The following is a 26,519-nucleotide window of genomic DNA, read 5'->3' on the forward strand; positions in this document are numbered from 1 at the left end:
TCTTGTTATTCCCGGTCTTTCCAACTCCCTATCCTCGCCCTCCAATGGTTTCAGGAGGATCGACATGGCCAAACGGCAATTGCATCTGGGCGCGATACTCGAAGGGGTCGGGGCCGATCATCATAGCTGGCTCGACCCCGACTTGCCGGGCGACGCCAGTATCGACATCAACTGGTATATCGAGCATGCGCGCCTCGCCGAAGCGGCGAAGTTCGATCTCGTTTTCATCGTCGATTCTCCCTACATCACGCCCGACACCGCGCCGCATTTCCTCAACAGGCTGGAGCCGCTGACACTGCTGTCGGCGGTGGCGGCATCGACATCGCGCATCGGCCTCGTCGGCACGCTCACCACATCCTATTGGGAACCCTACAACGTCGCGCGGCAGTTCGGGTCACTAGACCATATCAGCCGGGGCCGCGCAGGCTGGAACGTCGTCACCACCGGTCTTGAAGGCGCGGCTCTGAATTACGGACGCGACGCGCATTTCGAACATGGCGTGCGCTATGCCCGCGCACGCGAGTTCGTGGAGGTGGTTCAAGGCCTGTGGGACAGTTATGAGGACGACGCTTTCCCACGCGACCGGGCAAGCGGCGTCTTCCTTGATAAGTCGAAGCAGCACCGGTTGGATCACAAAGGGGCGCATTTCTCGGTCGCCGGGCCACTGGCGCTCGGCCGGTCGCGACAGGGGCAGCCGGTGATCTTTCAGGCGGGCGACAGCAGCGAGGGCCGCGCATTGGGCGCGGCAATTGCGGAGGGCACCTTCGCGGCATCGCAGGATTTCGAAAGCGGCCGCGCTTATTATGCCGACCTCAAGGCACAAGCGGCAGCACTTGGACGCAATCCCGATCATATCGTCGTGATGCCGGGCCTCGTTCCGACAATCGCGGAGACCGACGAGGAAGCGCGCGCCATCGCCGATGCGGCGCAAGGGGCGCTGAGTGTCGAGAAGCTGCTGACGCAGGTCGGGCGTCTTTTCAACTATCATGACTTCTCGAAATATGATCTGGACGCGCCCTTCCCCGACCTGTCGGGTGTGACGCTCAACAGCTACAAGGGTGGGGCCGAACGCGTCATCCGTGTGGCGGCGGAAGAGAAGCTGACACTGCGCCAGGCGGCCTATCGCTTCGGCCAGTGGACCTCGCCCTTCGTCGGATCGCCCGAAACGATCGCGAACGAGATCGAGCGCTGGTTCGTCGGGCGCGCAGCCGACGGGTTCAATCTGCGCGTCACGCGCCCGCGCGACTTCGCCTTGTTCCGGGAGAAAGTCGTACCGATCCTCCAGGAACGCGGGCTCTTCCGACGCGACTATGCGCATGACACGCTGCGCGGGCATCTGGGGCTGCCGGTGCCGGAGCATCGCCATGTCCAACCGCCCGTCGCCATCGCGGCAGAATGAACGACATCCAAGCCCATCGGTGCGACGTCCTGATCATCGGCGGCGGCATGGCGGCGGCATGGGCAGCCATCGCCGCTGCGAAAACGGGTGCGATCACCATCATGGTCGACAAAGGCTATGTCGGCACCAGCGGAGTTACGGCGACGGGTGGCCCCAACCACTGGTGGGTGCCGCCTGATCCTGGAAAACGGCGCGAGGTGATCGAGCGGAAGTTGGCCGCCGGACTGGGCCTTGGCGATCCGGAATGGATGGAGCGGGTCATCGACACCACCTGGCGCACCCTGCCGGAGCTTGCCCCCTATTATCCATTCGGATCGGACGGCAAGGGCGGGCGCTATTATAGCGGCGTCCGAGGGGCAGAATATATGCGTGCCCTGCGCGCCTATGCTCTGGCAGCAGGCGCGCGGATCCTGGATCATCATCCTGCGACGCAGTTGCTGGTGAACGGCGACGGCGCGGTCAGGGGCGCGAGGGGACATGCCAGGCTGATCAGACGGGATTGGGAGATACAGGCAGGCGCGGTCATCATGGCGACGGGCGGCTGCGCGTTCCGGTCAGGCTTGCTTGGCAGTCATGGCAATACGGGTGATGGCTATCTGATGGCGGTGGAAGCCGGGGCGGAACTATCCGGCATGGAGTTTTCCATCCAGTATAGCGTGTCGCCCGCCTGGGCATCGACCCGCACTCTACCTTATGGAGCGGCACGCTATTATGATGTGGATGGCGAGGAAATCGTCCAGCCTCCCCGCGGTCACGCCCATTTCCAGGCACTGGGCGCGGCTTTGTTGACGGGGCCGGTCTATGCCGACCTGATCGACGCGCCGTCCGCACTGCCTCCGGTCCTGCACGACATCCAGCCTTTTACGCCGCCGCCCTTCGTCCGAAAGGGTGTCGACCTGTTCAAGGAGCGTTGGCCGATAAAATTGTTCGGCGAAGGAACGATAAGGGGCAATGGCGGGCTACGCATTCGGGACGGGAATTGCCGGACGAACGTGCCGGGCCTCTTCGCCGCGGGCGATGCGGCAACGCGCGAGTTGGCGACGGGCGCCATCAGTGGCGGCGGGGCGGTCAATAGCGCCTGGGCACTGACATCGGGACAAATTGCCGGGGCGGCGGCGGCGAAGGAAGCTCTTGCCGGAAGAAGGCGCACCATGGAGCAGTTGCGATCCGCCGCTTCAGCAGCCATCCATCCGGTCGCGGCCGAACGTCCCGTCGACCGCAAGGCGATAGAGGCCGACATCGACCATCATATGAACGGCTACCAACACGCGCTTTGGCGCAGCGAGCGGCAATTGACGGACTCGCTGAAGGTGCTTGAGGCGCATTGGCGTGCTATCCGCGATCATGGCCGGGCCGAGGGCCTATCGCTCGTGTCGCTGCGGGAGACGGCGGCGATGACCGCCACGGCGCGCTGGTGCACGGCAGCGGCGCTGTCGCGACGGGAAAGCCGTGGCATCCACGTCCGCATCGATGCACCTGAACTCGATGCCGGAAGCGGTGCGCGGCTGCTGACCGGTGGACTGGACATGATCTGGACACGGCCGGAGCAGCAAAGATATGCCGAGGCAGCAGCATGATCACGCACATCTTCGAAGACCTGTGCGACAACTGCAACGATTGCGTCGCCATATGCCCTTCGCATGTGTTGGATGCAGGAGAAGGCGCTCCTGTCATCGCCCGGCTAGACCAATGCCAGACCTGCTATATGTGCGAACTTTATTGCGTTTCCGATGCCATCTATGTGGGGCCGGACGCCCACGCTGCCGAAATCATCGACCCGGAGGCTATCCGCCTGTCCGGGCATCTGGGCCGCATTCGTCACGACCATGGCTGGGACAGACCGGACGCGCCGGGCCATCTTGATCATTACAGGCTGCTGGGACCACTGCTCCAGGAAGGGATCGAGACCGCAGAAAGTCGATACCAGACGCTGAAGACGGATGGCCTATAGCTCCCTTGCTTCAGAACTGCTGGCTGGGCAACTGCGGTCCGCACCGGCAAAGAGCATATACAGAAATCTTGGCGCACGATAAATCCGTCCGTCTTGTGGAGAGACGCCTGTGAGTGAAGTCGATCGACGCAGCCTCGTTGCTGGCTTGATTGCGGGAAGTTTTGCGGGCGTGGGCGCATCACGCGCGGCGGCGCGAGACATCATCATGCCCTTCGCCAATGGCCTGCGTCCGCTTGTCGCCTATCCGCAGAAGCGGCCTTTGATCCGCCTCACCGCCCGTATCTTGGCGCGGCCTATGGCGCTTCGTCACCAGAACATGAAGTCTCGTCCTTCGGAGGAGTCACGAGCGAAGGTCAGTAAGAGGGAGGATCGGCGAGGAATGCGTCGATTTCCCTGGCCACGATCAGCGCACTCTCGATCGGGAGCATATGCCCCTCGGTAGAATAGACCACCTCCTTGCACCGCGGCAGCTTGCACGCCATGTCGTGCTGGATGGCGGGCGGGACCACAGGATCGGCCTCGCCACGGATGAGCAGGGCCGGCGCGGCGACATCCTTTAGCTGATCGTCGATCGAGAACAACGGATTGGCTGCCTGGAGCGCCAGGTGAACGCCGCTGTCGAGCGAGGTGACAGCGTCGAGCGTGGCTTCCGTCCAAGGGCTCGGTTGACGCACGAACATCCCGTCGAATCCCGGACGCAGGACATCGCGATTGCGACCATTCTCGATCATGAATTTGAGCGCATCCACTGGATCGCGCCGGTGATCGGCCGGTCCCGGGCACAGCAGGCAAAAGGCCGAAAATGTTCCCGGACGGCGAATTTCCGTGAAGAGACCGACCGGCGCACCAAAGGAATGGCCGACGAAGACCGGCTGATCGAGGCGCAACGTTTCGACAAAGGCGACAATATCGTCGGCCAGTGTCTCGAACGACCAGTCGGCCCATGAATCCCTGGAGGCACCGTGGCCGCGCAGATCGAGCGCATACACCGCATAGCGCTTCGACAGACGCGTCAACAGTTCCTCATAGAGCGGGCCGGTCGAACGCATCGCATAGCCGTGGACAAAGACAAGCGCCTTCTTGCCATTCTCCACGCCATAGGTGGAATAGCCGAGTTCCGCGCCGTTCAGCTCAATCCGTTTCATCATTTCGTCGCTCATGACAGCCTCTCAGCAATTCCGCATTTTGAAGTATCGGTAGATCCGTCGCGTCGGATCAGACAAATGGGACGAGTAGATGCGAAGGGTGATGTGGGCCGGTAAGAATTTCATGCTGGCCCTGATTGACGCTGTCGTCATGCCCGAAGCGCGAAAATTCAACGATGTCACGGCCGCTTATGGCAAGCCGCAGGGTTTCGCCGGGCTCGAAAAGGGTGCTGGAGGGCAAGATCTCCAGCTCAACGGGAACGACTTCGCCGGGGCGCAGCTTCTCCGTCCGTTCCAAGCTCTGGAATGGCCGCCACGGTCTGGATCGCAGCGGATCGAGATGCCGTCTCGACGCGCGCAGCCAGCCAAGCGCCACCACGCCCGATCGGAACCCGTCCTTGCCACAGAAAAACACTTCCTGCCCGTGGCGATCAAATTTCCGGACGGCTGCGAACAGATCAAGATCGTCGGTATCTTTGGCGCATACCCATAGTTTGAGCACCATGGGGCCGGTCACTTCAGTCCGGCGGTCGAAGGCGAGGTCGAACTCTATCGACTGCTTTGCTTCGGAGTCATAGGCAACGGACCCGGTCTGCCCCGGCATGGACGCGACGAGCGCCTTACGCGCCGGATCCAGATATATCGGCGTGAACCTCGTGCTCTCAAGCGGCCAGGCGGTCTCGCTGCGAACCTCGACCCGCTCCTTGGTCGCGCGCACTTCCAACCGGACACGCGGACGGTCTTGAAAACCATTATCTTCGCCCTTGAGGAAATGGTCGAAGAAGGATTTCTGCCACTCGACTGCTTCAGGGCTGTAATAGACTTCCCATTTGTTGCCGCCATGCGTGTAGAGCCATTTCTGTTCCGAGGCGATACGCATGAATCCCTCGATCGAGCCCCGCGTATGCAGGCCGTGATCGGACCAGGACGCGCAGATGAGCGCGGGCACATCGATATTCTCAAGCTCGAACGGATGGCGCGCGGCATGGTCCATCATCGAGGGTCCGGTCTCTGCAATGCCCATGCCGGCTCCGCGGGCAAGCGAACCGGCATAATAGCCGCCCAGAAAGCGGGTTTCCGGCACGCCACCCGGCTCTATGACATCGCGCAGGAAATCGCTCGCCCCTTCCCACGGAACAATGGCTTTCAGGTGGGAAGGTCTTGTCTTGGAGGCGACCATCCACTGGTTGCAGGCGAGATAGGAAACACCGTGAAGCCCGACCGAGCCGTTGCTCCATGGCTGAACGCCTGCCCACTCGATCAATTCCGCATAGTCATGCGCGTCTTCCTCGGAGTAGACGCCGGGTTCACCCTCCGACCCATAATAGCCGCGGGGATCGGCAACCATCACGACATAACCATTGGGCACCCAGAAGCCCGGATCCGGCCCTTCCCAGGTCGTCGCCTCGCAGATGTGCATCGTGCCGACCGCCATACCCGCAGCCTTGATCTTGGGCAGTGTCGAATAGTCGGCAGGGCCAAAATCCTTGCCATAGGCCGTCACGCACATGACCACCGGATACCGGCCTTCCGCAATAGGCCGGTATATTGTCGCTTCAAGGTGAACACCGTCACGCATCCGGACGCGAACATCACGATCGACCACGATTCCCTCTGGAAGCGGATAGGTCACCGCTCCGAGATCTTGCTCCACCATGTTCGCCGCTTCATACGTCAACTCCGCCACCTGACACCTCCTCCGCATGTCCGCTCGCGCTGGGGCGGTCATCCATTGCGATCAGGCCTAGTCATGCACGGCCCTGCCGTCTGTCCCTTCTAATTGAGGACAGACGCTCGTCGCCGGATATGGGAAACCGGCCACCGAGCCAATGTGCGCAGGATCGCAATCAAAGCCGCATGCGCCAGCGGTATCGCGCCGCCAGCGCGGCTAATACAAGTCGAAAAGAGGGGATGACGATGTTTCGCAAAATCACAACGCTTCTTATCACGGCTGCGCCGATCGCGATCGGCGCCTGCCCAGCTTATGCGCAGGGGAACGCGGACGCCGGCAGTCTGGAAGACATAGTCGTCACGGCCCAGAAGCGATCTGAAAATCTTCAGGATGTCCCGGTTGCGATCACGGCTGTGACCTCGGCGCGGCTGGAAGCCACGGGTATTTCAAACGCGGCCGATCTTGGTGCCGTGACGCCGAACCTCTCCCTGACCCAGGTTGCCGGCACGATCCAACCCCATATTCGCGGCGTCGGCACCGACTTTTCCGGACCCGGCGTGGAAAATCCGGTCGCGCTCTATGTCGACGGCGTCTATATCGCGAGCGGCACGTCGTCCCTGCTCACGCTCAACAATATCGAGCGGGTGGAGGTGCTCAAGGGCCCACAGGGGACTTTGTTCGGGCGCAACGCCACGGGCGGCCTGATCCATGTCATCACCAAGGATCCCAAATATGATCCTCCGATGGCGCTGGACCTAAGCTATGCCAATTATGAGAAGCTTACCGCCAATGCTTATCTCACCGCCGGATTAGGGGATCGCGTGGCGGCCGACCTGGCGGTGCGTTACGAGCATCAGGGCGACGGGTGGGGAACCAATCTTTTCAACGGCCGCGACGTCAACCGCACCGATCACGACTTCGCGGTTCGTTCGAAGCTGCTGTTCGAGCCGGGGGACGCGACGAAGATACGCCTGGCTGTCGATTATGCCGACCGGAAGGCAACCGACGTGCAACATGCCTATCCGGGCTATCCGCAGAGCTTCAACAATCCCTTTTTCGGCGGGCCGTTCCCGCTTGGCGGCGCCTTCGACACCAACAGCAATGTCCAGGGCGACAGCCGATTGCGTTCGGGCGGCATCTCACTCCAGATCAACCAGGATCTGGGGGCCGTGGCGTTGCAGAGCATCACGGCCTATCGCAAGAGCCGATATATGTTCGAGCTGGATCTCGATCTGACGCCGGTGCAACTGATCAGTTGCTGCGGCACCGATGGCGGACCTGTTCGCGCCAGGCAGATCAGCCAGGAATTCCAACTCTCATCCACCGGCGCGGGACCGCTCAAATGGGTGGCCGGAGCGTATTTCTTTGATGCCAAGGACGGATATGACGATGTCAGCATCGAGCTTGCCGCGCCGGTCTCCTTCATTCCGGGCGTGTCCGCCGCCATCCTGCTGAACAACAGGGTGACGACCCGGTCGCTGGCCGCCTACGGCCAGGCAAGCTATGAGATATTGGACGACACGACCCTTACGCTGGGCGGACGCCTGACTCATGAGAAAAGGGAAATCAGCGGGACGGAGAGTATCGTCGCCGGGGGCGTCATCGCGGCGGTCCACCCTCTGCCTGTGGCCGGCTTTCCCGGAAAAATCGATTTTACGCGGTTCAACTATCGCATTGCGCTGGATCACAAATTCTCGCCGGATATCCTCGGCTATGTCAGCTACAATACCGGGTTCAAGAGCGGCGGCTATAATCTGAACTCGTCGGCGAACCCTCCCTATAAGCCAGAGCAGATCAAGGCTGCGGAGGTGGGCCTGAAGACCGAGCTGCTGGACCGGCGGCTAAGGCTGAACATCGCCGCATTCCACTATAATTATTCCAATATACAGGTGACCAACTATGCCGGAGGCAACAGCCTGATCGGCAATGGCGCGGCTGCCAAAATCTATGGCATCGATTTCGATGCGGACCTCGCCTTGGGGAATGGATTCTCGCTCAATGGCGGCCTGGGTTATCTGCATGGCCGGTTCAGCTCTTACGACAATGCGCCCTATTTCAACGGCTTTTCTGGTTGCGTCACTGCTCCGGGAAGTTTCTGCACCCTGTCTGCCAAAGGCAATCGGGTGGGGCAATCGCCGACCTGGTCCGTTAATGCCGGTGCGAACTACAAGACCGAACTGGCTCAAGGTACACTCGCGTTCAGCGTCCTTTACTCCTATTCGAGCCGCTGGTACGCGTCCGCCGACAATTTCGCCTTTCAGCCCGCCTATGGCCTTCTGAACGCTTCCGTCCAATGGACCGAACCAAGCGACCATCTTTCCTTACGCTTCTGGGGTAAGAATCTGACGAACGAAGTCTACGCCACTGGCATCGGCGAGGCCAATCAGGGCGTGTTCCGGCATCTTGGGGCACCCCGGACATATGGCGTAACGCTCGGCGTGAAGTTCTGACCTGCAATCAAGCGAGCCCGTAGATCAGGGTGCAAAGGATGACTCATGCGGAGTGAAACAGGGCGTGCAGATTTTGGCGAGGTCGCCGCTTTGCTCGATGAATTGGTGGATTCGCAGCAACTGCCCGGCGCCAATGTCGTGATCCACCGGTCGGGCCAGGAGATATTCTACCATCAGTCCGGTTTCAGCGATATCGCGAACGGCACGCCCATAGCGCGAGATTCCATGTTTCGGCTCTTCTCGATGACCAAGCCGGTCATCGCTGCCGCGACAATGGTTCTGATCGATGACGGTGCACTCAGCCTGGATGACGCCGTCGTCGATCATATTCCGGAGTTTGCCGGCCTCGGCGTTTATGCGGACAAAGCCAGTGATGCCACTCGCCCCTCCCCGGCTCACATCCTGACCGTCAAACATCTGCTCACGCACACAGCCGGCTTTTCCTACTGGTTCCAGTCGGGCAATCCGGTCGGTGCGCTCTATGCCGCAGACCCCGGCATCAACCAGGACCGCTGGCGATACGATCCCCTTTTCGGAGGTCTCGATGGCCTTGCGCGTGTCCTGGGCGAGCTTCCTCTTGTCGCGCAGCCCGGCACGCGATGGCATTACAGCATGTCCTTCGAGGTTGCCGGCATCCTGATCGAGCGCGTGAGCGGGCAAAGGCTCGATGATTTTCTGAGAAGGCGGGTCTTCGATCCGCTGAAGATGGACGACACGGTCTTCTGGGTCGAGCCAGGCAAGTCTCACCGGCTTGCCTCCCTTTATCGTCCGAAGGAAGGCGGCGGCATGGAACTGGCCGAAAGCGGCGCTGACAGCCCTCGGCTGAAGCCGGTTCCCGGTCTCGCCGGCGGCGGCGGCCTCATTTCCACTGTCGATGACTATGGTCGCTTCGCCGAAATGCTGTTGCGAAAGGGCGAGTTTGGGGGTGCGCGCATCCTGTCGGCCCAGTCAGCACGCGCGATACTCTCCAATCACCTCCTGCCCGACCAACTCGAAGAGCTGCCCGAGCTCGCGAAGTGGGGCCTGGGCGGAGCCGGTGACGGAATGGGTTTCGGGCTCGGCGGCGCCGTGGTGCTTCGTCCGCCTGCCAACGGCGTACCGGCGTTTCCGGGAGAATATAGCTGGGGCGGCGGTTGCAGCACGACCTTCTGGATCGATCCGAAGCATGATCTCAGCGTCGTATTCATGACGCAGCGCTTCCCGCCTGCCGCGGATATGCCTCGGGATTTGTTGCACAGCGCTGTGTACAACGCGCTCGGGCTTGCGTGATGAGGATGGGCAAGGCAGCGGCGATTCTGTATGAAGCGTCGATGGCTATAGCAACGCAGACGAGCAATCCGCGCGGTTTGGTTTCCTTCGATGGAAGTTTGCTCGATTCCGTATCGAAGTGCATTTCTTCGATAGGTCGTGACGCGTTCACCGAATTCTTCCTCGAATTCGTGTTGCAGGTCGGTGCCGCGCAGGTCACGGCCTTCAGCTATGAAGCGGACATGGCCAACTGCCTGCTCAGCCGGAATTTCCTCTCCGAGGAGAGGGGCGGCACCTTGGCCGCTGCCTATGTCGACGGGTGGTTTCGGGAAGACCCGCTGTTCAAGCGCGCCAGAGCCATGGAAGATGGCGAATGCGCCGTCGTCAGGCTGGAGTCGCTCCTGCCCGAACTGGACGAGAAATATGTATCGATGTTCTTCGGCGCACCCGGCTTTCGAACCAAGACGGCGATCCTCCTGGCGCAGGATTCGCGCCGGATGATCCTGAACCTCTATCTTGCCCGCGATCCCAGTTCGGTTTCGTCGATCGCGCTCGATAGCATTCCGACGGAATTATACCAACTGATCGGCAGAATGCTGGCAACCCATTTCGCGCGGTTGAAGCCGCCAGAATTTCCCTTGCCGCTCGCGGTTCTGTCCGAACGGGAAAAGCAGGTTTGCCTCGGCATGCTCGCCGGCCGGAAAGCCGAGGCAATCGCGGAAAATATCGGGGTAAGCGCCAACAGCGTGGTGACATATCGGCAAAGGGCTTATCAGAAGCTCGGCATATCCTCGCGAGGGCAGCTCTTCTCGATCTGCCGTATCCAGGAAGGTGGCGCCTTTTCGGCCTAGCAGGATCGTAGCCGCGACCCGCTTCCTGCCATGATATCCAGGCTTGTGCGCGGGCGAATGAGCCTGCTCTCAAGGGTCAGCTTCTTAACTCCGGTCAGGACGATGCCCCCTCGGCATGACGGGCGCGCAGGCGTTTCTTGTCGATCTTCCCGACGCTGGTCCGCGGGAGCTGATCCACCACCTCGAACCGGTCGAGCCTGGCATAGCGCGTGATAAGCCCTTGGGAAATGGCGTAATCGACGGGAGCGTTGATGCTGTCGAGCGTCGGGATGGTGCCAGGCGTGGGCACCACTACGGCCAGTGGACGCTCGCCCCATTTTGCATCGGGCACTGCAATCACGGCGGCCTCGGCGATGCCTTCGCCTGTTGCGACAATTTCCTCCAACTGAAGGGAATCGACCCATTCACCGCCGGTCTTGACCACATCCTTCAACCGGTCCCGGATCTGCACCTGTCCCACAGGGTCCATGGTGGCGATATCCTGCGTGTGCATCCAGCCGCCCCGCCACAAAGCAGCCGTTGCCGTCTGGTCTCCGGTGTAAAGCGGGGTCAGCCAGGGAGATCGCAAAACGACCTCCCCGCGTGTCCGCCCGTCATGGGGCACCGGGTTCATGTCTTCATCGACGATCTGCACCTCGACAAGCGGCGCCGATACGCCCGCCAGGGTCAATGCGTCGGGCACGCCCGCCTCACCCACATCGGCGGGCGGTCCGCGCCGGCCGGCGGCTGCCACGACCGGACAGGTTTCCGACATGCCATAGGCCGCGCCGAGCAACATGCCATGGGCGTGCCCCCTGGCAAGCAGGTTCCTGGTCAATGCCGATCCGCCGATCGTTACCTTCCAACCCGCCAGATCAGCGCCTTGGTCTTCCGCGGCATTGAGCACCATCTCGAGCACGGTGGGAACACAGTGGGAATAGCTGACCCTGTGAATCTCACGGAGCGCGCAGATCGTCTGCGGCTCATAGCGTCCAGGATAGACCTGTTTCAAGCCAAGCATCGTCGCAATATAGGGGAAACCCCACGCATGGACGTGGAACATCGGCGTCAGCGGCATGTAGACATCGCCCACGCCGATCCACGGGGCAGCGTCCGAAGCGCCGAACGGCGCGCTTATCGCCAGCGTATGCAGGACAAGCTGCCTGTGGGTGAAACAGACGCCCTTGGGATTGCCGGTCGTGCCGCTGGTATAAAATGTCGTGGCGACGGCATTCTCATCGAAATCCTCGAAGGGATAATCGGGTGATGATGCCGCCGACATTGCCTCATATTCGCCGACCGCCCAGGCCGGCACGGCGTCAAATCCGTTGTCCATGATCGCGACGATCGCCTTGACCTGAGGTAGCAAGGGCAGGAGCGCCTCGACGATGGGGAAAAAGTCGCGATGGACGATGAGGATTTCAGCCTCGGCATGCTGCAACGTATAGGCGATCTGCGGCTGCGGCAGCCTGATGTTCACGGTCTGGAGCACCGCGCCCATCATCGGCACGGCGAAATAAGCCTCCAGATAACGGTGGCTGTCCCAATCCATGACCGCCACCGTCATGCCCGGTTTCGCGCCGACGGCTTCGAGGAGCGACGCAAGGCGCCCGACGCGGCCGACAAATTCGCGGTAGCTGAGGTCGACCTGATCGCGATAGAGGATGCGCTGGTCTCCCGCTTTGGTCAGCACACCGTCGAGGAGGTGCCGGATCGTGAGGGGGACGCGATAATATTCAGCGGCAGGCTCGACAAAACGCAATGGCATCTCCCTAATCCCGGTCGCGCTGGGGCGATGCGGTGCAAACGCGGCGCTCTTTGACTTGCACTATTGCGATCACGGCAGGGTGTGTCCGGCGGCAGACGCAACCCTCAAGGAGGCACGCATGCCGTGCCTTGCCGCCTCCAGCCGCAGCCGCCGCGCCTCGGCTTTCATCTCGTCCGACAGCCAGTCGCGATCATGACCCCACAGGCTCGGGCCGCATCGCATCTCACTCGGCTGCCATCGATCCGGATCGATATCCCGGCCGCCCCAACCATATTCGATCAGGAACCGGGATGGCGTTCGCATGTAGAAGGACGTCATATGATCGTTCGAGTGCCGCCCCAGCGTGGCGGCGACACGGCCCGGTTCGATCTGCGCCAGATCATAGCCCTGGCCGACGTCGTCGAAGCCGTCCAGTTCGACCATCAGATGGTGCATCCCGGCATGGCCGTTCTCGATCATCGCGAGACTGTGATGGCGGGTGTTGACGTGAAAGAAGAAGGCCTTGAAAGGCGCGAGCGTATAGTCGCTCAGCCGGAAGCCGAGCAGATCGCGATAATAAGGCAGCAATGGCTCGATCCGGCTGACGTTGAGGACCGCGTGCCCCATACCCAGCGAGCCAGTCCGGAAGCCTTCTATCGGTCGCCCCGGCACAAAGTCTGTGTTGGCGAGCGCCCGGCCATGGAAGAATTCGAGCACGTTCCCTTCCGGATCGGTCGTCGTGAAGCCGTCCGCCACTCCTCGATCTTCACAGAGCGCCGGCGGCATGGCGGAAACAGCCCTGCCGTGCGCCTCCAGCCGCGCCGCAAGTGATTGTAGCGCCTGCGCGTCGCGCACCTCCCAGCCATAATAGTCGACACCCTCGCCAGCCGCTTCGCGTACAGCCAACCGGTGGGTCGCATCGTCCATGCGCAGGCCGATCCGGCCGCCGGACAGCGGCAGCACCTGCATGCCGAGCAGATGGGTGCCGAACTGCCGCCAATCGTCCAGCGAAGCCGTGCGCGCGCCGATATAGCCCAGTCCGATGATCTCGCCGCCGGTCATCCCGCTGGCTCGTAGCGGACGACCGTTTGTTCTATCGTGCCGAAAATGCTGGCGCCCGCGACATCGGTCATGTCGATCTTCACCCGGTCGCCGAAACGCAGGAATTGGGTCTCCGGTTTGCCGCTATCGATGGTTTCCAGCATCCGGACTTCGGCCAGGCAGGACGATCCGACCGCCCGGTCCCGATTGGATACCGTGCCCGAACCGACGATCGTGCCCGCGCCCAGTTCCCGGCTCTTCGCCGCGTGGGCGATGAGTGCGGCAAAGTCGAAGTTCATGTCGTGGCCGCCATTGGGTTCGCCCAACCAGCGGTCGTTCACCCAGCTTCTGAGCGGCAACGCGAGTTTGCGCCCGTCCCACGCGTCGCCCAGTTCATCGGGCGTGACCGCCACCGCGGCGAAAGCCGTCGCGGGTTTCGACTGGAAGAAGCCGAACCCCTTGGCCAGTTCACTGGGGATGAGATTGCGCAGGCTGACATCGTTGAGGATCGTGACCAGAAGGATATGCCGGGCCGCCTCGTCCGCGCTGACGCCCATGGGAACATCATCGGTGATGACCGCGATTTCGGCTTCCAGATCGATCCCCCAGGCTTCGTCGGCGATCAGTATCGGATCACGCGGACCCGCCATGCGATCGCCGCCACCCTGATAGATGAGCGGATCATGATAGAGCGACTGGGGCATTTCGGCGTTACGCGCCCGCCGCACCAGTTCGGCGTGCGAGAGATAGGCCGATCCGTCGCACCATTGATAGGCGCGCGGAAGCGGCGCGGCCGCCGCGGCTGGATCGAAATCGAAGGCATCTTCGAGCGTTCCCGCCTCGAGCGCCTCGGCCCGCGAACGCAGCAGGGCTTCCGTTCGGCTCCAGTCGTCCAGCGCCTGTTGCAACGTGGCTGCAATATCGGGGACACGCACGGCGTGGCGCAAGTCGCGGCTGACGATCACCAGATTGCCGTCGCGTGACGAGGGGGAGCGCAATGTTGCCAGTTTCATTCTACTTCTCCGTCATTCCTTGATGCGCGCCGGCCGCGACGAAAGCAGCGCTGCGATTGCAGGCGTCGCCAGCACGGCGTTCAATTCGGGACCGCTGTTTGCGGTCGCGAGAATATATCGGTCCGGCCGCAATAATGCCGCGCGTATGCCAAGACGCGACAGCTCTTCCTCGATCCCCGGCGCTTCGCGCGGGGAGATGACTTGCAGACCCGGAACCGAACCAATCTCTCGAGCAAGTTCGGCATCCGCGACCAGCGCCATGGCATAGCCGACCGCATCGTCCATCCGGACTCCGTCGCGCAGACTGGGTTGTCCGAATATGCGCCCTCTATGCGGGCCAGCGCCGGGGCCAGGGCCGAGTTCGGAAACCAGGCTCTTCATTCTCCCCCCGCCCTCTCCAGAGGCCTGCGCCATCCGCAGCGCCGCGCCGGGATCGCTGGCGTTTATCAGGCCGCCCAACCCGACCGCCGTGGTGATATATTTTGTCACATTGGGTTTACGCTCCGACTGATAGCTGTCGAGCAGCTCGTCGTCGGCCTTGCCTCCGATCGCGAGCACGAGTTTCCAGGCAAGATTGGCGACATCGCGAATCCCGGCGCACATTCCCTGTCCCATGAAAGGGGGCGTCTGGTGAGCGGCATCACCCGCGATCCAGAGCCGCCCCCGCCGCCACCGCTCCGCCACCAGCGAATGGAAGCTATAGGCCGCCACGCGCTCGATTTCCGCCTCGTCCGGCTTGATCCAGCGCGACAGCAAGGTCCAGATGCGGTCGGGCCGGCCGATCGAATAGTCCTGCTCATCCGGGAGCAACCTGATTTCCCAGCGCCGCCGGTTTCCCGGCTGCCGTGCATAGGTCATCGACCGCTGCGGGTGGCAGTACTGAATTGAATGATCGCCAAGGTCAGGCCTGTCGCTGTTCAGCAGGACATCGACGACCAGCCATCTTTCGTGAAAGCCGTGGTCCTCCATCCCGGAGCCGATGAAGCGGCGGAGCAGGGAGCGCGCGCCATCGCACCCGACGACCTGGGCACCCCACGCCTCGATGATCTGCCCGGTCGCCATGTCCTCGTATCGGACAAGGGCTTCGTCTCCCCGGTCCTCGACCAGGAACGCCTCGCATCGCCGACGCAGTTTCACGTTGGAATATTTCAAGATTTCGTCGTTCAGTACCGCTTCCAAGGTCGGCTGATGGAAGCGGTAGCTCGCATGCCACCCATGCTGGCCGATATCCTGCGGCCGCGACCAGTCGAGCAGCAGGTTCCCGTCCGGATCGACAAAGCGCATGCCGACATTGACCCGCGCTTCCGCCGCCACGGCATCCGCAACCCCGATCGTCTGGAAGACGCGCATCACCTCATCGTCGAAGTGCACCGCGCGCGGGACATTGTAGATACCGCCATCGCGTTCCAGAACCAGCACGCTAAGGCCGGACAGTCCCAGCAGATGGGCAAGCGCAGCGCCGCTCGGTCCAAAGCCGATGATGATGACATCGAATTTCTGCCTTGTATCAAGCATGGTATCAAGCATGGGTAGCTCATCTCGATCTTTGCCGGATTGCATGTCGGCGTCCGCAACGGGCCAGCCGGTCCGCAATCACGCGGTCGGCCGCCTCTCGATGGAACTGGCAGATTGCGCGATGATCGTCTGTCCTCAATAAGAGGGGACAGGCCGCTCTAAGCTACGACAAGGGCGCCGAACCGAGGCAAACGACGCCTTCACCGCCATAAGATTCCTCCCTCCCGCCCGGATATCCGGTTGCCATGCTTGAATTCTGCCAGCCGACATGAGGGAAAGTCACTGCTCCAGCCGTTCACCGCAGACATTGGCATTCCCTGCATGTCAGGGTCAGATGGACTGGGCGTTGCCCAGCCGCGACACGCCATCGCTGAATGTGGACGAGTTCAAGAAGAAGTCGCGCTGAAGAATCGGCAGGGATATGTAACGCGACCATCGACTGGCTCTGAATTGCAGGAGATGGCGATGAAGAGGATTGTGCATTCGCTTTCCCTCGCCTTGGCGGCGGGCATGCTGTTGAGTGTCGCACCGGCCCCGCAGCAACCATACTCATCCGGGCTGCTCGCCCTCCTCGACCCCACCACTATGGCGCGCGGCCTTTGCGGCGGCAGGGAGAGAGCCAGCGGATCGATGCGCGCCATGCTTTCCACGGCGGCGGCGCTTGTTCCATCGGACCCCGATGCCCGCACGCCGCTCTATGACGATATGGGGAAAGTCCACTTTCCCATCACGACGGCCAGTCCGGTCGCGCAGCGCTATTTCGACCAGGGGCTGGCAATGGCCTATGGCTTCAACCATGCGGGCGCGATCGCGTCGTTCCGCGAAGCGCAGCGGCTCGATCCCGGCTGCGCCATGTGCTTCTGGGGCGAAGCGCTGGCCCATGGTCCTAACATCAATGCACCGATGGACCCCGCCACCAATGCGCGGGCCGTCGGCCTGGCGCGCTATGCCGAATGGCTCGCGCGCAAGGCGACGCCTGCCGAACAGGTGCTGACGGCGGCCATGATGAAACGCTATTCGGCCGATCCGAACGTGGATCGCGCCGCGCTCGATGCCGCCTATGCCGACGCCATGCTGGCAGCCGCAACGGCTGAGCCGGCCAATGACGACATCGCGCTGCTTGCGGCGGAAGCGGCGATGGACACGCGGCCATGGGATTATTGGCTGCCTGATGGGCGCACGCCCCAGCCGCGGCTGGGGGAAGCGGTCGGGCTGGTCGAGGCGGTGTTTGCGCGGAACCCCGATCATCCGCAGGCGGCGCATCTCTACATTCATCTGATGGAGAATGGGCCCGACCCCAAGCGTGCGGAAGCCGCAGCAGACTGGCTCGCAACACCGCTCGCGCCGCAGGCGGCTCATCTGGTCCATATGCCGGCGCATATCTATTATCGCGTCGGCCGCTGGAAGGATTCCATACGCGTCAATATCGCCGCCGCGCGCGCCGACGAGGAATGGATCAGGGCAAGCGGGGACAGGGGGCTGGTCCGCTACGGCTATTATCCGCACAATGTCCACTTCATCGTCACCTCGGCGCAGATGGCCGGCGACATGGCGACCGCCATTCGCGAGGCCGGGCGGCTGGAACAGATGCTCGACCCGTCCACCAGCGCGAAGATCGCGTGGGTCCAGGCGATCCACGCCGCGCCCTATTTCGCGGCGGCGCAATTCGCGACGCCCAGGCAGATCCTCGCCATGCGGGCGCCCGATGCGCGGTTGCCCTATGCCAGTGCCATGCGCCATTATGCCCGCGCGCTGGCCTATGCCCAGCAGCGGAACCGGGCCGGGTTCGACCAGGAGATGACGAAGCTGCGCGCGCTGCGTCTGGGCGATGGTGTGCAGCCGATGATCGACCAGGGCGTTCCCGTGCGCGATCTCATCCAGCTTGCGGAAACGGTGGCGCGGGCCCGCTGGGCTTATGCCAATGGCCGCTTCGGCGATGCGGAGAAGCTCTTTCGCGAGGCCATCCTGATCGAGGACAAGCTTCCCTATATGGAACCGCCCTACTGGTATTATCCGGTCCATCAATCGCTGGGAAGCGTGCTGTATCGCCAGCGCCGTTACGACGAAGCCCTGACCGCATTCACCGCCGCCCTGACGCGCTCGCCCAATAACGGCTGGGCGCTCTATGGCGTGGCTTCAGCGCAGCGGGCGTTGGGCCGCGCGGCGCATGCCGCCGCCGCCGAGGCTGCCTTGCAGAAGGCCTGGGCGGGTGATCCGAACTGGCTGAGGATGGATCGTTTATAGTGCAGGTTTGCAGCGATTTGTGACGTTTTGCGGTAGTCGCCGACCGGCACTGGGTCTCGATTTCCCGAAAAGACCGGCATCGATATCGTGGTTGTCCGGTAGCGATCGAAGTCCGGTAGCGGTTGACCGCCTGCGCCTTTTGCTTGCCAATCCTGCGGCAATCAGCATAGCGCAACGAATGAGCGCAACCCTTTTACAGACCATCCTCAACGTGCTGGAACACGCACCTGCATGGATTCGCCATGACCTTGCAGGCAAAGACAATGCTGCTCGTGCCCGGGCGGAGGAAACCCTCGCGGCCATGATCGAAGCGGCGATCAAGGAAAGCGACAGCGCCCGATTGTGAACGGGTCCCGCTCCCTCGGCCAGCCCTTGCCCGGAATCGAGGCGCGTCTCTCCGGCGAAGATGAGCAACCCATCACCCAAAGGGCCAACCGGCAAGATTCGCGTCAAAGGGTCCCATGTCTTCCTTGAAAAGGATGGAGAAACGGCACTGCCCCTTCCCGTTCCCGACTTCAATTCCGCTTCCACTTCACGGGGATGCGCAGATAGGTGACGCCGTTCGCGTCCGCCTCGTCGAAGCGCCCTGCGCGGATGTTGACCTGGATCGAGGGCAGCAGCAGCTTGGGCACTGACAGCCCCGCGTCACGCTGCTCGCGCATCGCCACGAAATCGTCTTCGCTCACGCCGTCATGAACGTGGACGCTCGACCGGCGCTGTTCACCTACCGTCGTTTCCCACCGATACTCATTGCGGCCCGGCGCCTTGTAGTCGTGGCATAGGAACAGCCGCGTCGCGTCGGGTAGAGCCAGCAAGCGGCGGATCGAGCGGTAGAGCGTGCGTGCATCCCCGCCGGGGAAGTCGGCGCGCGCCGTGCCGTAATCAGGCATGAACAGCGTGTCCCCGACGAACGCCACCTCGCCGATGCGATAGGCAATGTCGGCGGGCGTGTGACCAGGGACATGCAGTACCTCGACCTCCAGCGTACCGATTGCAAAGCGGTCGCCATCCTCGAACAGGCGATCGAAGTCCGATCCGTCCGTCTTCAGATCGTCCATCGCGAAGACGGGACGGAAGATTTTCTGCACGTCGCGGATATGCGCGCCGATCCCGATCCAGGCGCCGCTATGCGCCTTGATGAAGGGAGCGGCCGACAGGTGATCGGCATGGGCGTGCGTTTCGAGCACCATCGCGATCCGCCAGTCGTTATCGCGCGCGCAATCAAGAATCCGCTCGGCCGAACGTGTATCGGCGATGCCGCTCGCCATGTCGAAGTCCAGCACCGGATCGATCACTGCCGCAATCCGTGTCGCGGGGTCGCCCACAAGGTAGCTGATCGTATTGGTCGGCGCGTCAAAAAACGCCTCGATGAAAGGCTGCGTCATAAACATCCTCCATTAGCTATTGCCAATATATTAGATATTACTATATTAGCAATAGCTAATGGAGTGGTGATGATGAACAAGCCGCCGATGGACCTGGCGACATTCGAGGCAAAAGCCGAACAGGTGGCCGACACGCTGAAGGCGATCGGCAACGTGCGCCGGCTGATGCTGTTGTGCAAGCTGGTCGAACATGGCGAAGTGACGGTCGGCGACCTAGCGCGCGATGTCGGCTTGTCGCAGTCGGCCTGTTCGCAGCACCTGGCCAAGATGCGCGACGAAGGCCTCGTCACCTATCGGCGGGAAAGCCAGACGCTTTGGTATGCCATTGCGGACGTTCGTGTCGAGACCCTCCTCGCCACCCTCTACACGCTCTATTGCAAGGATTGATGCGATGACGATTCCAACGCTTTCCCCGGCCAGCACCCGTGCCGCGATCGACACCGGTGCGCGGCTGATCGACATTCGCAGTCCGGATGAACATGCGCGGGAGCGCATCCCGGGCGCGATCAACGTGCCGCTCGACCGGATCTGCGATCTGCCGTGCGATGGGCGCCCGGTGGTGTTCCACTGCAAGTCCGGGATGCGCACCGCCGCCAACGCGGCGCAGCTTGGCGCGGCTGCGGGCGGCGCCCCGGCCTATATTCTCGCCGGCGGCATCGACGCGTGGCACCGGGAGGGACAGCCCACCCTGACCGATCGGTCGCAGCCGCTGGAGATCATGCGGCAGGTCCAGATCACGGCCGGCGCACTGGTGCTGACCGGTGTGCTGCTGGGGCTGTTCGTCGCGCCGGGCTTTTTCGGCCTGTCGGCGTTCGTCGGCGCAGGCCTGATGTTCGCAGGCGTGACGGGGTGGTGCGGTATGGCCAACCTGTTGCGGGTGATGCCTTGGAACCGGCGCACCGCGGTCTGAGGCGATCATGGATACCGCCACCATCCTTGCCACGCTCGCATCCGGCGGCGTGATCGGTCTGATCCTTGGCCTGGTCGGCGGGGGTGGATCGATCCTCGCGGTGCCGCTGCTGGTCTATGTCGTCGGCATCGGATCGCCGCATGCCGCAATCGGTACGGCGGCGGTCGCGGTCACGGCCAACGCGCTCGCCAGCCTGATCGGTCATGCGCGTGCCGGGCGGGTCAAGTGGCGATGCGCGGGCGTGTTCGCTGTATCGGGGATGACAGGCGCCGCACTGGGGGCCGAGCTTGGCAAGGCGGTCGACGGCCGGCGGCTCCTGGTGCTGTTCGGGCTGCTGATGATCGGTGTCGGCCTGTCGATGCTGCGCAAGCGTCACACGGCGGAAGCGCCCGATGTGCGCTTGACGCGGGATAGTGCCGCCATCCTGTTGCCACGACTGGTTCCGATCGGGCTGGGCGTTGGTCTGGCCGCCGGCTTTTTCGGGATCGGAGGCGGGTTCCTGATTGTGCCGGGATTGATCCTCGCAACGGCAATGCCGCTGCCTTTCGCCATCGGCACGTCGCTTGTTGTCGTCAGTGCACTGGGGCTGACTACGGCGACCTCCTATGCCATGTCCGGGCTGGTCGACTGGGGGGTGACGGCGCTGCTGGTGGCGGGCGGGGTCGGCGGGACGATCGCAGGCATTGCGCTAGGCAAGAAGCTTGGCACCAGCAAGGGATTGCTGGAGCGCGGATTTGCCGCCGTGGTGATCGGAGTGGGCGGATACGTCATCGCGTCGTCAGGAAGCTGAATGTTGGAAATGAGGTAAGGCAACTGCCGACGTTGCGCGCTGCCGGCAACGGACTGGGAGCACCGCTACCCGGTGGAGCGACCGGATTGGGTCGATTTCCCAAATCGCCCGATGCACTCAGGCCCCATCATTCAGCGCGGCCCTTGCCCGATCCGCTGCCGGGTCGATCCTGATGCCGGCTGCCTTACGCTCGGAATATCGATCGACAAGCTGCCCTGAATGAGTTCGCATCAGCACGGTGATCCGGACCAGTTCTTCCATCACGTCGACGATGCGGTCATAATAGCTGGAGGGCTTCATGCGGCCCGCTTCGTCAAACTCCCTGTAGGCCATGGCGACGGACGACTGGTTCGGGATGGTGAACATGCGCATCCAGCGCCCGAGCAGGCGGAGCGTGTTGACCGCGTTGAACGACTGCGAGCCGCCAGACACCTGCATGACCGCCAGCGTTCGTCCCTGCGTCGGGCGCATGCCCTTCATTTCCAGCGGCAGATGATCGATCTGCGCTTTCATGATGCCGGTGATCTGGCCGTGCCGTTCGGGGCTGCACCACACCTGCCCTTCCGACCACATCGATAGCTCGCGCAGTTCATGCACGGCCGAATGATCGTCGCCCGCGACCTGATCAGGCAGCGGCAGATCCGAGGGATCGAATATGCGGGTTTCCGCCCCGAAGAAGCGCAGCAGGCGCGCCGCTTCCTCTACCGCGAAGCGCGAAAAGGATCGTTCGCGCAGCGAGCCGTAGAGCAGCAGGATGCGCGGTGGGGGCTGATCGTCGCCAAGGCCCAGCGCCGGGCGCGCGAGGGCATATTCAGGATCGAGCACGGGGAGATGATCGGGGTCGGGCAGCGGGCGGACACGGCTCACGAAAAGAGGCTCCTTTCATACCATGGGCGGCTGCGCTTCACGATCGCGACCACGGAGAGCATCACCGGCACCTCGACCAGCACGCCGACGACCGTCGCAAGCGCCGCTCCGGAGTTGAGGCCGAAGAGCGAGATGGCCGCCGCGACGGCGAGTTCGAAGAAGTTGGAAGCGCCGATCAGTGCGGCGGGCGCGGCAACGCACCAGGCGACACCCAGTCGGCGCGACAGCCAATAGGCAATGCCGGCATTGAGATAGACCTGGATCAGGATGGGCACGGCGATGAGGGCGATGACGATCGGCTGCGTTACGATCTGCCCGCCCTGAAAGCCGAAGAGCAGGACCAGCGTGGCCAGCAGCGCCACGAGCGAGACCGGCCCGAGACCGGCGAGAAGCCGATCCACCGCGGCCTGGCCACCCGAGGCGAGAAGCGTCCGGCGAATGGCCTGCGCCACGATGACCGGCACCACGATGTACAGCCCGACCGAAAGCAGCAGCGTGTCCCATGGCACGGTGACGGAAGCCACGCCCAGCAGCAGGGCAACCAGGGGCGCGAACAGGAAGACCATCAACAGGTCGTTCAGGGCAACCTGACTGAGCGTGTAGTTCGGCTCGCCGTCGCACAGGTTCGACCAGACGAAAACCATGGCCGTGCAGGGTGCGGCGGCCAGCAGGATCAGGCCGGCGATATAGGACTGGATCTGATCGGCCGGCAGCAACGGCGCGAAGAGCCAGCCGAGAAAGAGCGTACCCAGCGCAGCCATCGAGAATGGCTTGACGCCCCAGTTGACGAACAGCGTCACGCCCACGCCTCGCCAGTGCCGGCGAACCGAACCGAGCGCGCCGAAATCGATCTTCAGCAGCATGGGCACGATCATCAGCCAGATGAGCGCGGCCACGACGAGGTTCACCTGCGCCATTTCGGCTGATGCGATCGCGGCGAAGGCGCCGGGGACGGCCTGCCCGAGAAGGATTCCGACAAGAATGCAGAGCCCGACCCAGAGCGAGAGATAGCGTTCGAAAGTCCCCATGTCAGCGCACGCGCCGTCCGGCCGCATCTATCACCAATTCGCCATCTTCCTTGGCGAAGGGCCCACGCTGCGCATCGGGCAGAATGTCGAGCACGGTCTCGGACGGGCGGCACAACCGAACGCCGAGCGGCGTGGCCACCAATGGGCGGTTGATGAGGATCGGATGCGCCATCATGGCGTCCAGAAGCGCATCATCGCTCAGGCTGGCATCGCCAAGGCCCAGTTCGGCAAAGGGCGTCCCCTTCTCGCGGAGCAAGGCGCGCGGCGTCAGGCCCGCACGCTCGATCATCTCGGCGAGCAGCGCCCGCGTCGGCGGGCATTTCAGATATTCGATGATATGCGGCTCGATGCCCGAATTGCGGATGAGCGCAAGCGTGTTGCGCGACGTCCCGCAGCCGGGATTATGATAGATCACGATAACGTTCATGCCCCGATCCTTCAACAGCAAGTGAGTTCGGCGAGCAACGGCTCGCACAGTTCGGCGCGTCCCTGACAGCAGTCCTTTGCCAGGAAGAGCATCAGTTCGCGCAACGTGTCGATATTGGCGCGCTGGATCTGCTGGCGCCCCCGCTTTTCCGAGACGACCAACCCGGCCTTCGCCATGACCGCCAGTTGGGTGGAGAAGGTACTCTGGCTGAGATCGCTCGCCTCAACGAGTTGCCCGGTCGACAGCCCTTCGGGCTCGCATTGGATGAGGAGGCGGTACGTCGCCAGTCGCGTGGGGTGCGAAAGAGCCGCCAGGACGGTGAGTGCGGTGTCGAACTTCATCCATCGGAGATAACCGATATGATGGTCGCGCGTCAATGATTCATCGGAAATATACGATGTTTTCTGGCGGATTGACGACTGACGGCCCGGACCTGTTTTCGACTAACGGAGGAACGCCGCTGCATGAGCTTACAACGGTTGTTGCCGTGACCGATCCCGACCAGGGGCCGCGCGGGCTATCCACTTTCGTCGTGCCGGTGGGTACGCCTGGCTTCTCGATCGGTTCCCCCGGGAGGAAGATCGGCTGGCGCATCGCCGATTCGGTCGAATTGTTTTTCGACAATTGCCGCGTGCCGGCATCGGCCATGGTCGGCCAGCGCGGCGAAGGCCTCAGGCAGATTCTGACGACGCTTAGTATCGGGCGGATGCGGATCGGCCCTTCCGGGTAGACAGTTCCGCCGCCAAATTGTTCGCCAGCGAATTGGCCGGACGCGCCGCCGACATGGCCGTCCAGGTCCACGGCGGCTATGGGATTTTCGAGGAATATCCCGTGTCCGGCTTGTTGGGTGAAGCCAAGGTTCTTGCCATGGTGGAGGGAACTTCCGAGGTTCAGCGCAGTATTATCGCACGCGAACGGCTCAACGACCATTCGGCATATTTCTAAAATGAGGAGATAGGCGATGGAAAAGCCTACTAGCTTCGACACATATCGTCTCGGTGACATCACCGTCACCCGGATACCGGAATTATCCCTTGAGGATTTTCCGGCCGCGGTCGTCATCCCCGAATGGGATCCGGATATCCTCGTCCGCCATCCGGACTGGATCACCCCCGGTTCGATGGATCCGGCCCGGAAGAACCTGTACATGCAAGTGCATAGCTGGCTGGTCCGAACGCCACGCTGGACGATCCTGATCGACACCGGGGTAGGCAACGACAAACCGCGCCCCTTCACTCCCGGCTTCGACCGTCTCAGCACGCCGTTCCTCGAACGCCTGGCGAAAGCCGGCGCCCAGCCCGAGGATATCGATTATGTGTTGATGACTCATCTGCACGTGGATCACGTGGGATGGAACACGCGTCTGGAAGGCGGCCGCTGGGTGCCGACCTTCCCCAACGCGCGCTATCTGTTCTCAGGCCGGGAACTGCAATATTTCACCGATGAGCGTCATCATAATGATCGCAACAAGACCAGCTTCATCGTCCAGCGTGACAGCGTGCTTCCGCTGGTAGACGCCGGGGTTGCCGAACTGATCGAGGTCGACGGCTCGGAGGTGCTGGAAGGTTTCGCCTTCCAGCCTACGCCGGGCCACAGCATCGATCATGCATCGATCACGGTCACTTCACGCGGCGAGACGGCGATCTTTCCGGGCGATACGCTGCATCACCCTATTCAGATATTCAAGCCCGAGTGGAATTCGATGTTCGATGCGTTCGAGGATGAAGCCAGGACGGCGCGCAAATGGGTGCTCGATTATGCGGCAAATGAGAATGCGCGCCTGTTCAGCACCCATTTCCCGGAAAGCGCGGTCGGCGAGGTCCGACGCAGGGGCGACGGAGGTTTTGAATGGCAGTTCGTTTGACCGCCTTGCTGGCAGCGGCGGGGCTTTCGCTGCTAGGCACGGCAGCCTCGGCCGAGAACGGACGGCAGATCGGCTATTACCGGGTCACGCTGGGCGATATGCGCATCACTGTCATTTCCGACGGCACGGCGTTTCGCGACACAGTAAAATTGTTGACCCGGCTGGATGCGAAGCTGGTGGCGAAGATGCTGCACGATGCCTATCGTGAACAGCCGACCGAATTGTCGATCAACGCCTTCCTGATCGAGACAGGCGGCAAGCGGATTCTGATCGACACGGGAGCGGGCGATCTGTTCAAGCCGCGTGATGGCGGGCGGCTGATCGAGAATTTGAAAGCCGCAGGCTTCTCGCCTGATGATATCGACGCCGTTCTGATCACCCACATCCACGCCGATCATACCGGCGGGCTGGTGTTCAATGGCAAAAAGGTCTTCACCAGATCAAAAATCTACATACCCGAAGCTGACTATGCTTTTTGGATGGACGAAGACGCGGCAAAAAGGGCGGTCGAACCCCTGAAACATGTCTATGATCAGGCGCGCACATGCATCGGACCCTATATTCCGACTGGGCAGATCAGGACATTCGCATGGGGCGAGCAGTTATTCCCCGGCATCACCGCGCTCAAGGGCGCGGGCCACACGCCGGGCCACAGCTATTTCGCGTTGGAAAGCGCGGGGCAGAAGATGCTGATGGTCGGCGATACCGTGCATGTTGCAGAGGTCCAGTTCGCCCGGCCCGATGCGTCGGTCCAGTTTGACGTTGATCAGAAGGCGGCGACAGAACAGCGCAAGGCGCTGTTCGATGACGCGGCACGGCGGGGCTATTGGCTCGCCTTTGATCATGTTTCCTTCCCCGGTATCGGTCATGTCCGGGCGGACGGGGACGGCTATGCATGGATACCGATCCCTTATGGAGTCAATGACCCGAAACGCTGATTCCACGGACGGGTTCTATCAAAGCAAAATCCACCGGATGTCAGGAGTGGAGTGT

The 26,519-nt window shown here is 62.4% G+C and carries 26 protein-coding genes; 15 read left to right on the forward strand and 11 right to left on the reverse strand.

Features of this window, described 5'->3' with window-relative positions; all coding sequences use genetic code 11:
* The first annotated feature begins 64 nt into the window (after window positions 1-64).
* Genes YP76_RS14650 through YP76_RS14660 form a run of 3 tightly spaced genes read left to right on the forward strand, consistent with a single transcriptional unit; the run spans window position 65 to window position 3,350 of the window.
* Window positions 65-1,399 carry an LLM class flavin-dependent oxidoreductase gene (locus YP76_RS14650; RefSeq protein ID WP_046764335.1) on the forward strand — a complete coding sequence of 445 codons (1,335 nt, stop codon included), beginning with the start codon at window positions 65-67 and terminating at the stop codon, window positions 1,397-1,399.
* The gene (locus YP76_RS14655) at window positions 1,396-2,976 is read left to right on the forward strand and encodes an FAD-dependent oxidoreductase (protein ID WP_046764336.1); all 1,581 of its coding nucleotides are present in this window, start codon (window positions 1,396-1,398) and stop codon (window positions 2,974-2,976) included. The genes YP76_RS14650 and YP76_RS14655 overlap by 4 nt, the downstream gene beginning before the upstream one ends.
* Window positions 2,973-3,350: a 4Fe-4S dicluster domain-containing protein gene (locus tag YP76_RS14660; RefSeq protein ID WP_046764337.1), complete on the forward strand. Its 378-nt coding sequence runs from the start codon at window positions 2,973-2,975 to the stop codon at window positions 3,348-3,350. The genes YP76_RS14655 and YP76_RS14660 overlap by 4 nt, the downstream gene beginning before the upstream one ends.
* A 353-nt stretch (window positions 3,351-3,703) precedes the next feature.
* Here the strand turns inward: YP76_RS14660 and YP76_RS14665 are convergent, their stop codons facing one another.
* Together YP76_RS14665 and YP76_RS14670 are read right to left on the reverse strand one after the other, a co-directional pair.
* A complete protein-coding gene (locus YP76_RS14665) occupies window positions 3,704-4,510 on the reverse strand; it encodes an alpha/beta fold hydrolase (RefSeq protein WP_046764338.1) in 807 nt (268 codons plus the stop codon).
* 55 nt (window positions 4,511-4,565) lie between these two features.
* The gene (locus tag YP76_RS14670; RefSeq protein ID WP_046764339.1) at window positions 4,566-6,182 is read right to left on the reverse strand and encodes a CocE/NonD family hydrolase; all 1,617 of its coding nucleotides are present in this window, start codon (window positions 6,180-6,182) and stop codon (window positions 4,566-4,568) included.
* 230 nt (window positions 6,183-6,412) lie between these two features.
* Between YP76_RS14670 and YP76_RS14675 the strand changes: the two genes are divergently transcribed.
* From YP76_RS14675 to YP76_RS14685, 3 genes are read left to right on the forward strand one after another with little or no spacing between them, the layout of a single operon-like run.
* Window positions 6,413-8,617, forward strand: coding sequence for a TonB-dependent receptor (locus tag YP76_RS14675; RefSeq protein WP_046764426.1), 2,205 nt, complete (start codon window positions 6,413-6,415; stop codon window positions 8,615-8,617).
* Window positions 8,618-8,662: 45 nt separating this feature from the next.
* Window positions 8,663-9,886 (forward strand): serine hydrolase domain-containing protein, encoded by a 1,224-nt coding sequence (locus tag YP76_RS14680; protein WP_046764340.1) that lies wholly within the window; start codon window positions 8,663-8,665, stop codon window positions 9,884-9,886.
* Between the two features lie 41 nt (window positions 9,887-9,927).
* Entirely contained in the window at window positions 9,928-10,716 is a 789-nt protein-coding gene (locus YP76_RS14685; RefSeq protein WP_198147504.1) for a helix-turn-helix transcriptional regulator, read from the forward strand.
* 94 nt (window positions 10,717-10,810) lie between these two features.
* Here YP76_RS14685 and YP76_RS14690 read toward each other — a convergent pair whose 3' ends face one another.
* The 4 genes from YP76_RS14690 to mhpA all read right to left on the reverse strand — a co-directional run bounded on the left by YP76_RS14690 (window position 10,811) and on the right by mhpA (window position 16,011).
* Window positions 10,811-12,463, reverse strand: a complete 1,653-nt coding sequence (locus tag YP76_RS14690; RefSeq protein ID WP_046764342.1) for a fatty acid--CoA ligase — start codon at window positions 12,461-12,463, stop codon at window positions 10,811-10,813.
* A 69-nt stretch (window positions 12,464-12,532) separates the two neighbouring features.
* On the reverse strand, window positions 12,533-13,504 hold the full coding sequence (locus YP76_RS14695) for a VOC family protein (protein WP_046764343.1): 972 nt from the start codon (window positions 13,502-13,504) through the stop codon (window positions 12,533-12,535).
* On the reverse strand, window positions 13,501-14,496 hold the full coding sequence (locus YP76_RS14700) for a fumarylacetoacetate hydrolase family protein (RefSeq protein WP_046764344.1): 996 nt from the start codon (window positions 14,494-14,496) through the stop codon (window positions 13,501-13,503). The genes YP76_RS14695 and YP76_RS14700 overlap by 4 nt, the downstream gene beginning before the upstream one ends.
* 12 nt (window positions 14,497-14,508) lie before the next feature.
* Window positions 14,509-16,011: a bifunctional 3-(3-hydroxy-phenyl)propionate/3-hydroxycinnamic acid hydroxylase MhpA gene (mhpA, locus tag YP76_RS14705; RefSeq protein WP_100239404.1), complete on the reverse strand. Its 1,503-nt coding sequence runs from the start codon at window positions 16,009-16,011 to the stop codon at window positions 14,509-14,511.
* A gap of 465 nt (window positions 16,012-16,476) precedes the next feature.
* On the opposite strand from mhpA, the gene YP76_RS14710 reads away from it, so the two are divergent.
* Window positions 16,477-18,255, forward strand: coding sequence for a tetratricopeptide repeat protein (locus YP76_RS14710; RefSeq protein WP_046764346.1), 1,779 nt, complete (start codon window positions 16,477-16,479; stop codon window positions 18,253-18,255).
* Between the two features lie 178 nt (window positions 18,256-18,433).
* On the forward strand, window positions 18,434-18,601 hold the full coding sequence (locus tag YP76_RS28280; RefSeq protein WP_197707499.1) for a DUF6771 family protein: 168 nt from the start codon (window positions 18,434-18,436) through the stop codon (window positions 18,599-18,601).
* Window positions 18,602-18,770: 169 nt separating this feature from the next.
* Here YP76_RS28280 and YP76_RS14715 read toward each other — a convergent pair whose 3' ends face one another.
* The gene (locus YP76_RS14715) at window positions 18,771-19,640 is read right to left on the reverse strand and encodes an MBL fold metallo-hydrolase (RefSeq protein ID WP_046764347.1); all 870 of its coding nucleotides are present in this window, start codon (window positions 19,638-19,640) and stop codon (window positions 18,771-18,773) included.
* 69 nt (window positions 19,641-19,709) lie between these two features.
* Between YP76_RS14715 and YP76_RS14720 the strand changes: the two genes are divergently transcribed.
* The 3 genes from YP76_RS14720 to YP76_RS14730 are packed head-to-tail and all read left to right on the forward strand — an operon-like array spanning window position 19,710 to window position 21,340.
* Entirely contained in the window at window positions 19,710-20,027 is a 318-nt protein-coding gene (locus tag YP76_RS14720; protein ID WP_046764348.1) for an ArsR/SmtB family transcription factor, read from the forward strand.
* A gap of 4 nt (window positions 20,028-20,031) precedes the next feature.
* On the forward strand, window positions 20,032-20,550 hold the full coding sequence (locus YP76_RS14725; protein ID WP_046764349.1) for a rhodanese family protein: 519 nt from the start codon (window positions 20,032-20,034) through the stop codon (window positions 20,548-20,550).
* Window positions 20,551-20,557: 7 nt separating this feature from the next.
* On the forward strand, window positions 20,558-21,340 hold the full coding sequence (locus tag YP76_RS14730; protein ID WP_046764350.1) for a sulfite exporter TauE/SafE family protein: 783 nt from the start codon (window positions 20,558-20,560) through the stop codon (window positions 21,338-21,340).
* Between the two features lie 117 nt (window positions 21,341-21,457).
* Here YP76_RS14730 and arsH read toward each other — a convergent pair whose 3' ends face one another.
* The 4 genes from arsH to YP76_RS14750 are packed head-to-tail and all read right to left on the reverse strand — an operon-like array spanning window position 21,458 to window position 24,003.
* Window positions 21,458-22,207 (reverse strand): arsenical resistance protein ArsH, encoded by a 750-nt coding sequence (arsH, locus tag YP76_RS14735; protein WP_046764351.1) that lies wholly within the window; start codon window positions 22,205-22,207, stop codon window positions 21,458-21,460.
* Window positions 22,204-23,235 carry an ACR3 family arsenite efflux transporter gene (gene arsB / locus YP76_RS14740; RefSeq protein ID WP_197707500.1) on the reverse strand — a complete coding sequence of 344 codons (1,032 nt, stop codon included), beginning with the start codon at window positions 23,233-23,235 and terminating at the stop codon, window positions 22,204-22,206. Before arsB ends, arsH begins: the two co-directional genes overlap by 4 nt.
* A gap of 1 nt (window position 23,236) precedes the next feature.
* Window positions 23,237-23,662, reverse strand: coding sequence for an arsenate reductase (glutaredoxin) (gene arsC, locus YP76_RS14745; RefSeq protein ID WP_046764353.1), 426 nt, complete (start codon window positions 23,660-23,662; stop codon window positions 23,237-23,239).
* Window positions 23,663-23,673: 11 nt separating this feature from the next.
* The gene (locus YP76_RS14750) at window positions 23,674-24,003 is read right to left on the reverse strand and encodes an ArsR/SmtB family transcription factor (RefSeq protein ID WP_046764354.1); all 330 of its coding nucleotides are present in this window, start codon (window positions 24,001-24,003) and stop codon (window positions 23,674-23,676) included.
* Between the two features lie 56 nt (window positions 24,004-24,059).
* Here YP76_RS14750 and YP76_RS28285 point away from each other — a divergent pair, with 56 nt between their 5' ends.
* From YP76_RS28285 to YP76_RS14765, 4 genes are read left to right on the forward strand one after another with little or no spacing between them, the layout of a single operon-like run.
* Window positions 24,060-24,392 carry an acyl-CoA dehydrogenase family protein gene (locus YP76_RS28285; protein ID WP_232307562.1) on the forward strand — a complete coding sequence of 111 codons (333 nt, stop codon included), beginning with the start codon at window positions 24,060-24,062 and terminating at the stop codon, window positions 24,390-24,392.
* 17 nt (window positions 24,393-24,409) lie between these two features.
* Window positions 24,410-24,607: an acyl-CoA dehydrogenase family protein gene (locus YP76_RS28290; protein WP_052757453.1), complete on the forward strand. Its 198-nt coding sequence runs from the start codon at window positions 24,410-24,412 to the stop codon at window positions 24,605-24,607.
* Window positions 24,608-24,623: 16 nt separating this feature from the next.
* Window positions 24,624-25,526, forward strand: coding sequence for an MBL fold metallo-hydrolase (locus tag YP76_RS14760; protein ID WP_046764355.1), 903 nt, complete (start codon window positions 24,624-24,626; stop codon window positions 25,524-25,526).
* The gene (locus YP76_RS14765) at window positions 25,511-26,464 is read left to right on the forward strand and encodes an MBL fold metallo-hydrolase (RefSeq protein ID WP_046764356.1); all 954 of its coding nucleotides are present in this window, start codon (window positions 25,511-25,513) and stop codon (window positions 26,462-26,464) included. Before YP76_RS14760 ends, YP76_RS14765 begins: the two co-directional genes overlap by 16 nt.
* Window positions 26,465-26,519: the final 55 nt, after the last annotated feature.

This window comes from Sphingobium chungbukense (genome assembly GCF_001005725.1).
In the GTDB taxonomy this organism is placed as follows: domain Bacteria; phylum Pseudomonadota; class Alphaproteobacteria; order Sphingomonadales; family Sphingomonadaceae; genus Sphingobium; species Sphingobium chungbukense.

Excerpts from the sequence above, each read along its gene's own strand:
- YP76_RS14650 (WP_046764335.1), top strand. The coding sequence starts at position 65 with ATGGCCAAACGGCAATTGCATCTGGGCGCGATACTCGAAGGGGTCGGG.
- YP76_RS14655 (WP_046764336.1), top strand. The coding sequence starts at position 1,396 with ATGAACGACATCCAAGCCCATCGGTGCGACGTCCTGATCATCGGCGGC.
- YP76_RS14660 (WP_046764337.1), top strand. The coding sequence starts at position 2,973 with ATGATCACGCACATCTTCGAAGACCTGTGCGACAACTGCAACGATTGC.
- YP76_RS14665 (WP_046764338.1), bottom strand. The coding sequence starts at position 4,510 with ATGAGCGACGAAATGATGAAACGGATTGAGCTGAACGGCGCGGAACTC.
- YP76_RS14675 (WP_046764426.1), top strand. The coding sequence starts at position 6,413 with ATGTTTCGCAAAATCACAACGCTTCTTATCACGGCTGCGCCGATCGCG.
- YP76_RS14680 (WP_046764340.1), top strand. The coding sequence starts at position 8,663 with ATGCGGAGTGAAACAGGGCGTGCAGATTTTGGCGAGGTCGCCGCTTTG.
- YP76_RS14685 (WP_198147504.1), top strand. The coding sequence starts at position 9,928 with ATGGCTATAGCAACGCAGACGAGCAATCCGCGCGGTTTGGTTTCCTTC.
- YP76_RS14690 (WP_046764342.1), bottom strand. The coding sequence starts at position 12,463 with ATGCCATTGCGTTTTGTCGAGCCTGCCGCTGAATATTATCGCGTCCCC.
- YP76_RS14695 (WP_046764343.1), bottom strand. The coding sequence starts at position 13,504 with ATGACCGGCGGCGAGATCATCGGACTGGGCTATATCGGCGCGCGCACG.
- YP76_RS14700 (WP_046764344.1), bottom strand. The coding sequence starts at position 14,496 with ATGAAACTGGCAACATTGCGCTCCCCCTCGTCACGCGACGGCAATCTG.
- mhpA (WP_100239404.1), bottom strand. The coding sequence starts at position 16,011 with ATGCTTGATACAAGGCAGAAATTCGATGTCATCATCATCGGCTTTGGA.
- YP76_RS14710 (WP_046764346.1), top strand. The coding sequence starts at position 16,477 with ATGAAGAGGATTGTGCATTCGCTTTCCCTCGCCTTGGCGGCGGGCATG.
- YP76_RS28280 (WP_197707499.1), top strand. The coding sequence starts at position 18,434 with ATGAGCGCAACCCTTTTACAGACCATCCTCAACGTGCTGGAACACGCA.
- YP76_RS14715 (WP_046764347.1), bottom strand. The coding sequence starts at position 19,640 with ATGACGCAGCCTTTCATCGAGGCGTTTTTTGACGCGCCGACCAATACG.
- YP76_RS14720 (WP_046764348.1), top strand. The coding sequence starts at position 19,710 with ATGATGAACAAGCCGCCGATGGACCTGGCGACATTCGAGGCAAAAGCC.
- YP76_RS14725 (WP_046764349.1), top strand. The coding sequence starts at position 20,032 with ATGACGATTCCAACGCTTTCCCCGGCCAGCACCCGTGCCGCGATCGAC.
- YP76_RS14730 (WP_046764350.1), top strand. The coding sequence starts at position 20,558 with ATGGATACCGCCACCATCCTTGCCACGCTCGCATCCGGCGGCGTGATC.
- arsB (WP_197707500.1), bottom strand. The coding sequence starts at position 23,235 with ATGGGGACTTTCGAACGCTATCTCTCGCTCTGGGTCGGGCTCTGCATT.
- arsC (WP_046764353.1), bottom strand. The coding sequence starts at position 23,662 with ATGAACGTTATCGTGATCTATCATAATCCCGGCTGCGGGACGTCGCGC.
- YP76_RS14750 (WP_046764354.1), bottom strand. The coding sequence starts at position 24,003 with ATGAAGTTCGACACCGCACTCACCGTCCTGGCGGCTCTTTCGCACCCC.
- YP76_RS28285 (WP_232307562.1), top strand. The coding sequence starts at position 24,060 with ATGTTTTCTGGCGGATTGACGACTGACGGCCCGGACCTGTTTTCGACT.
- YP76_RS14760 (WP_046764355.1), top strand. The coding sequence starts at position 24,624 with ATGGAAAAGCCTACTAGCTTCGACACATATCGTCTCGGTGACATCACC.
- YP76_RS14765 (WP_046764356.1), top strand. The coding sequence starts at position 25,511 with ATGGCAGTTCGTTTGACCGCCTTGCTGGCAGCGGCGGGGCTTTCGCTG.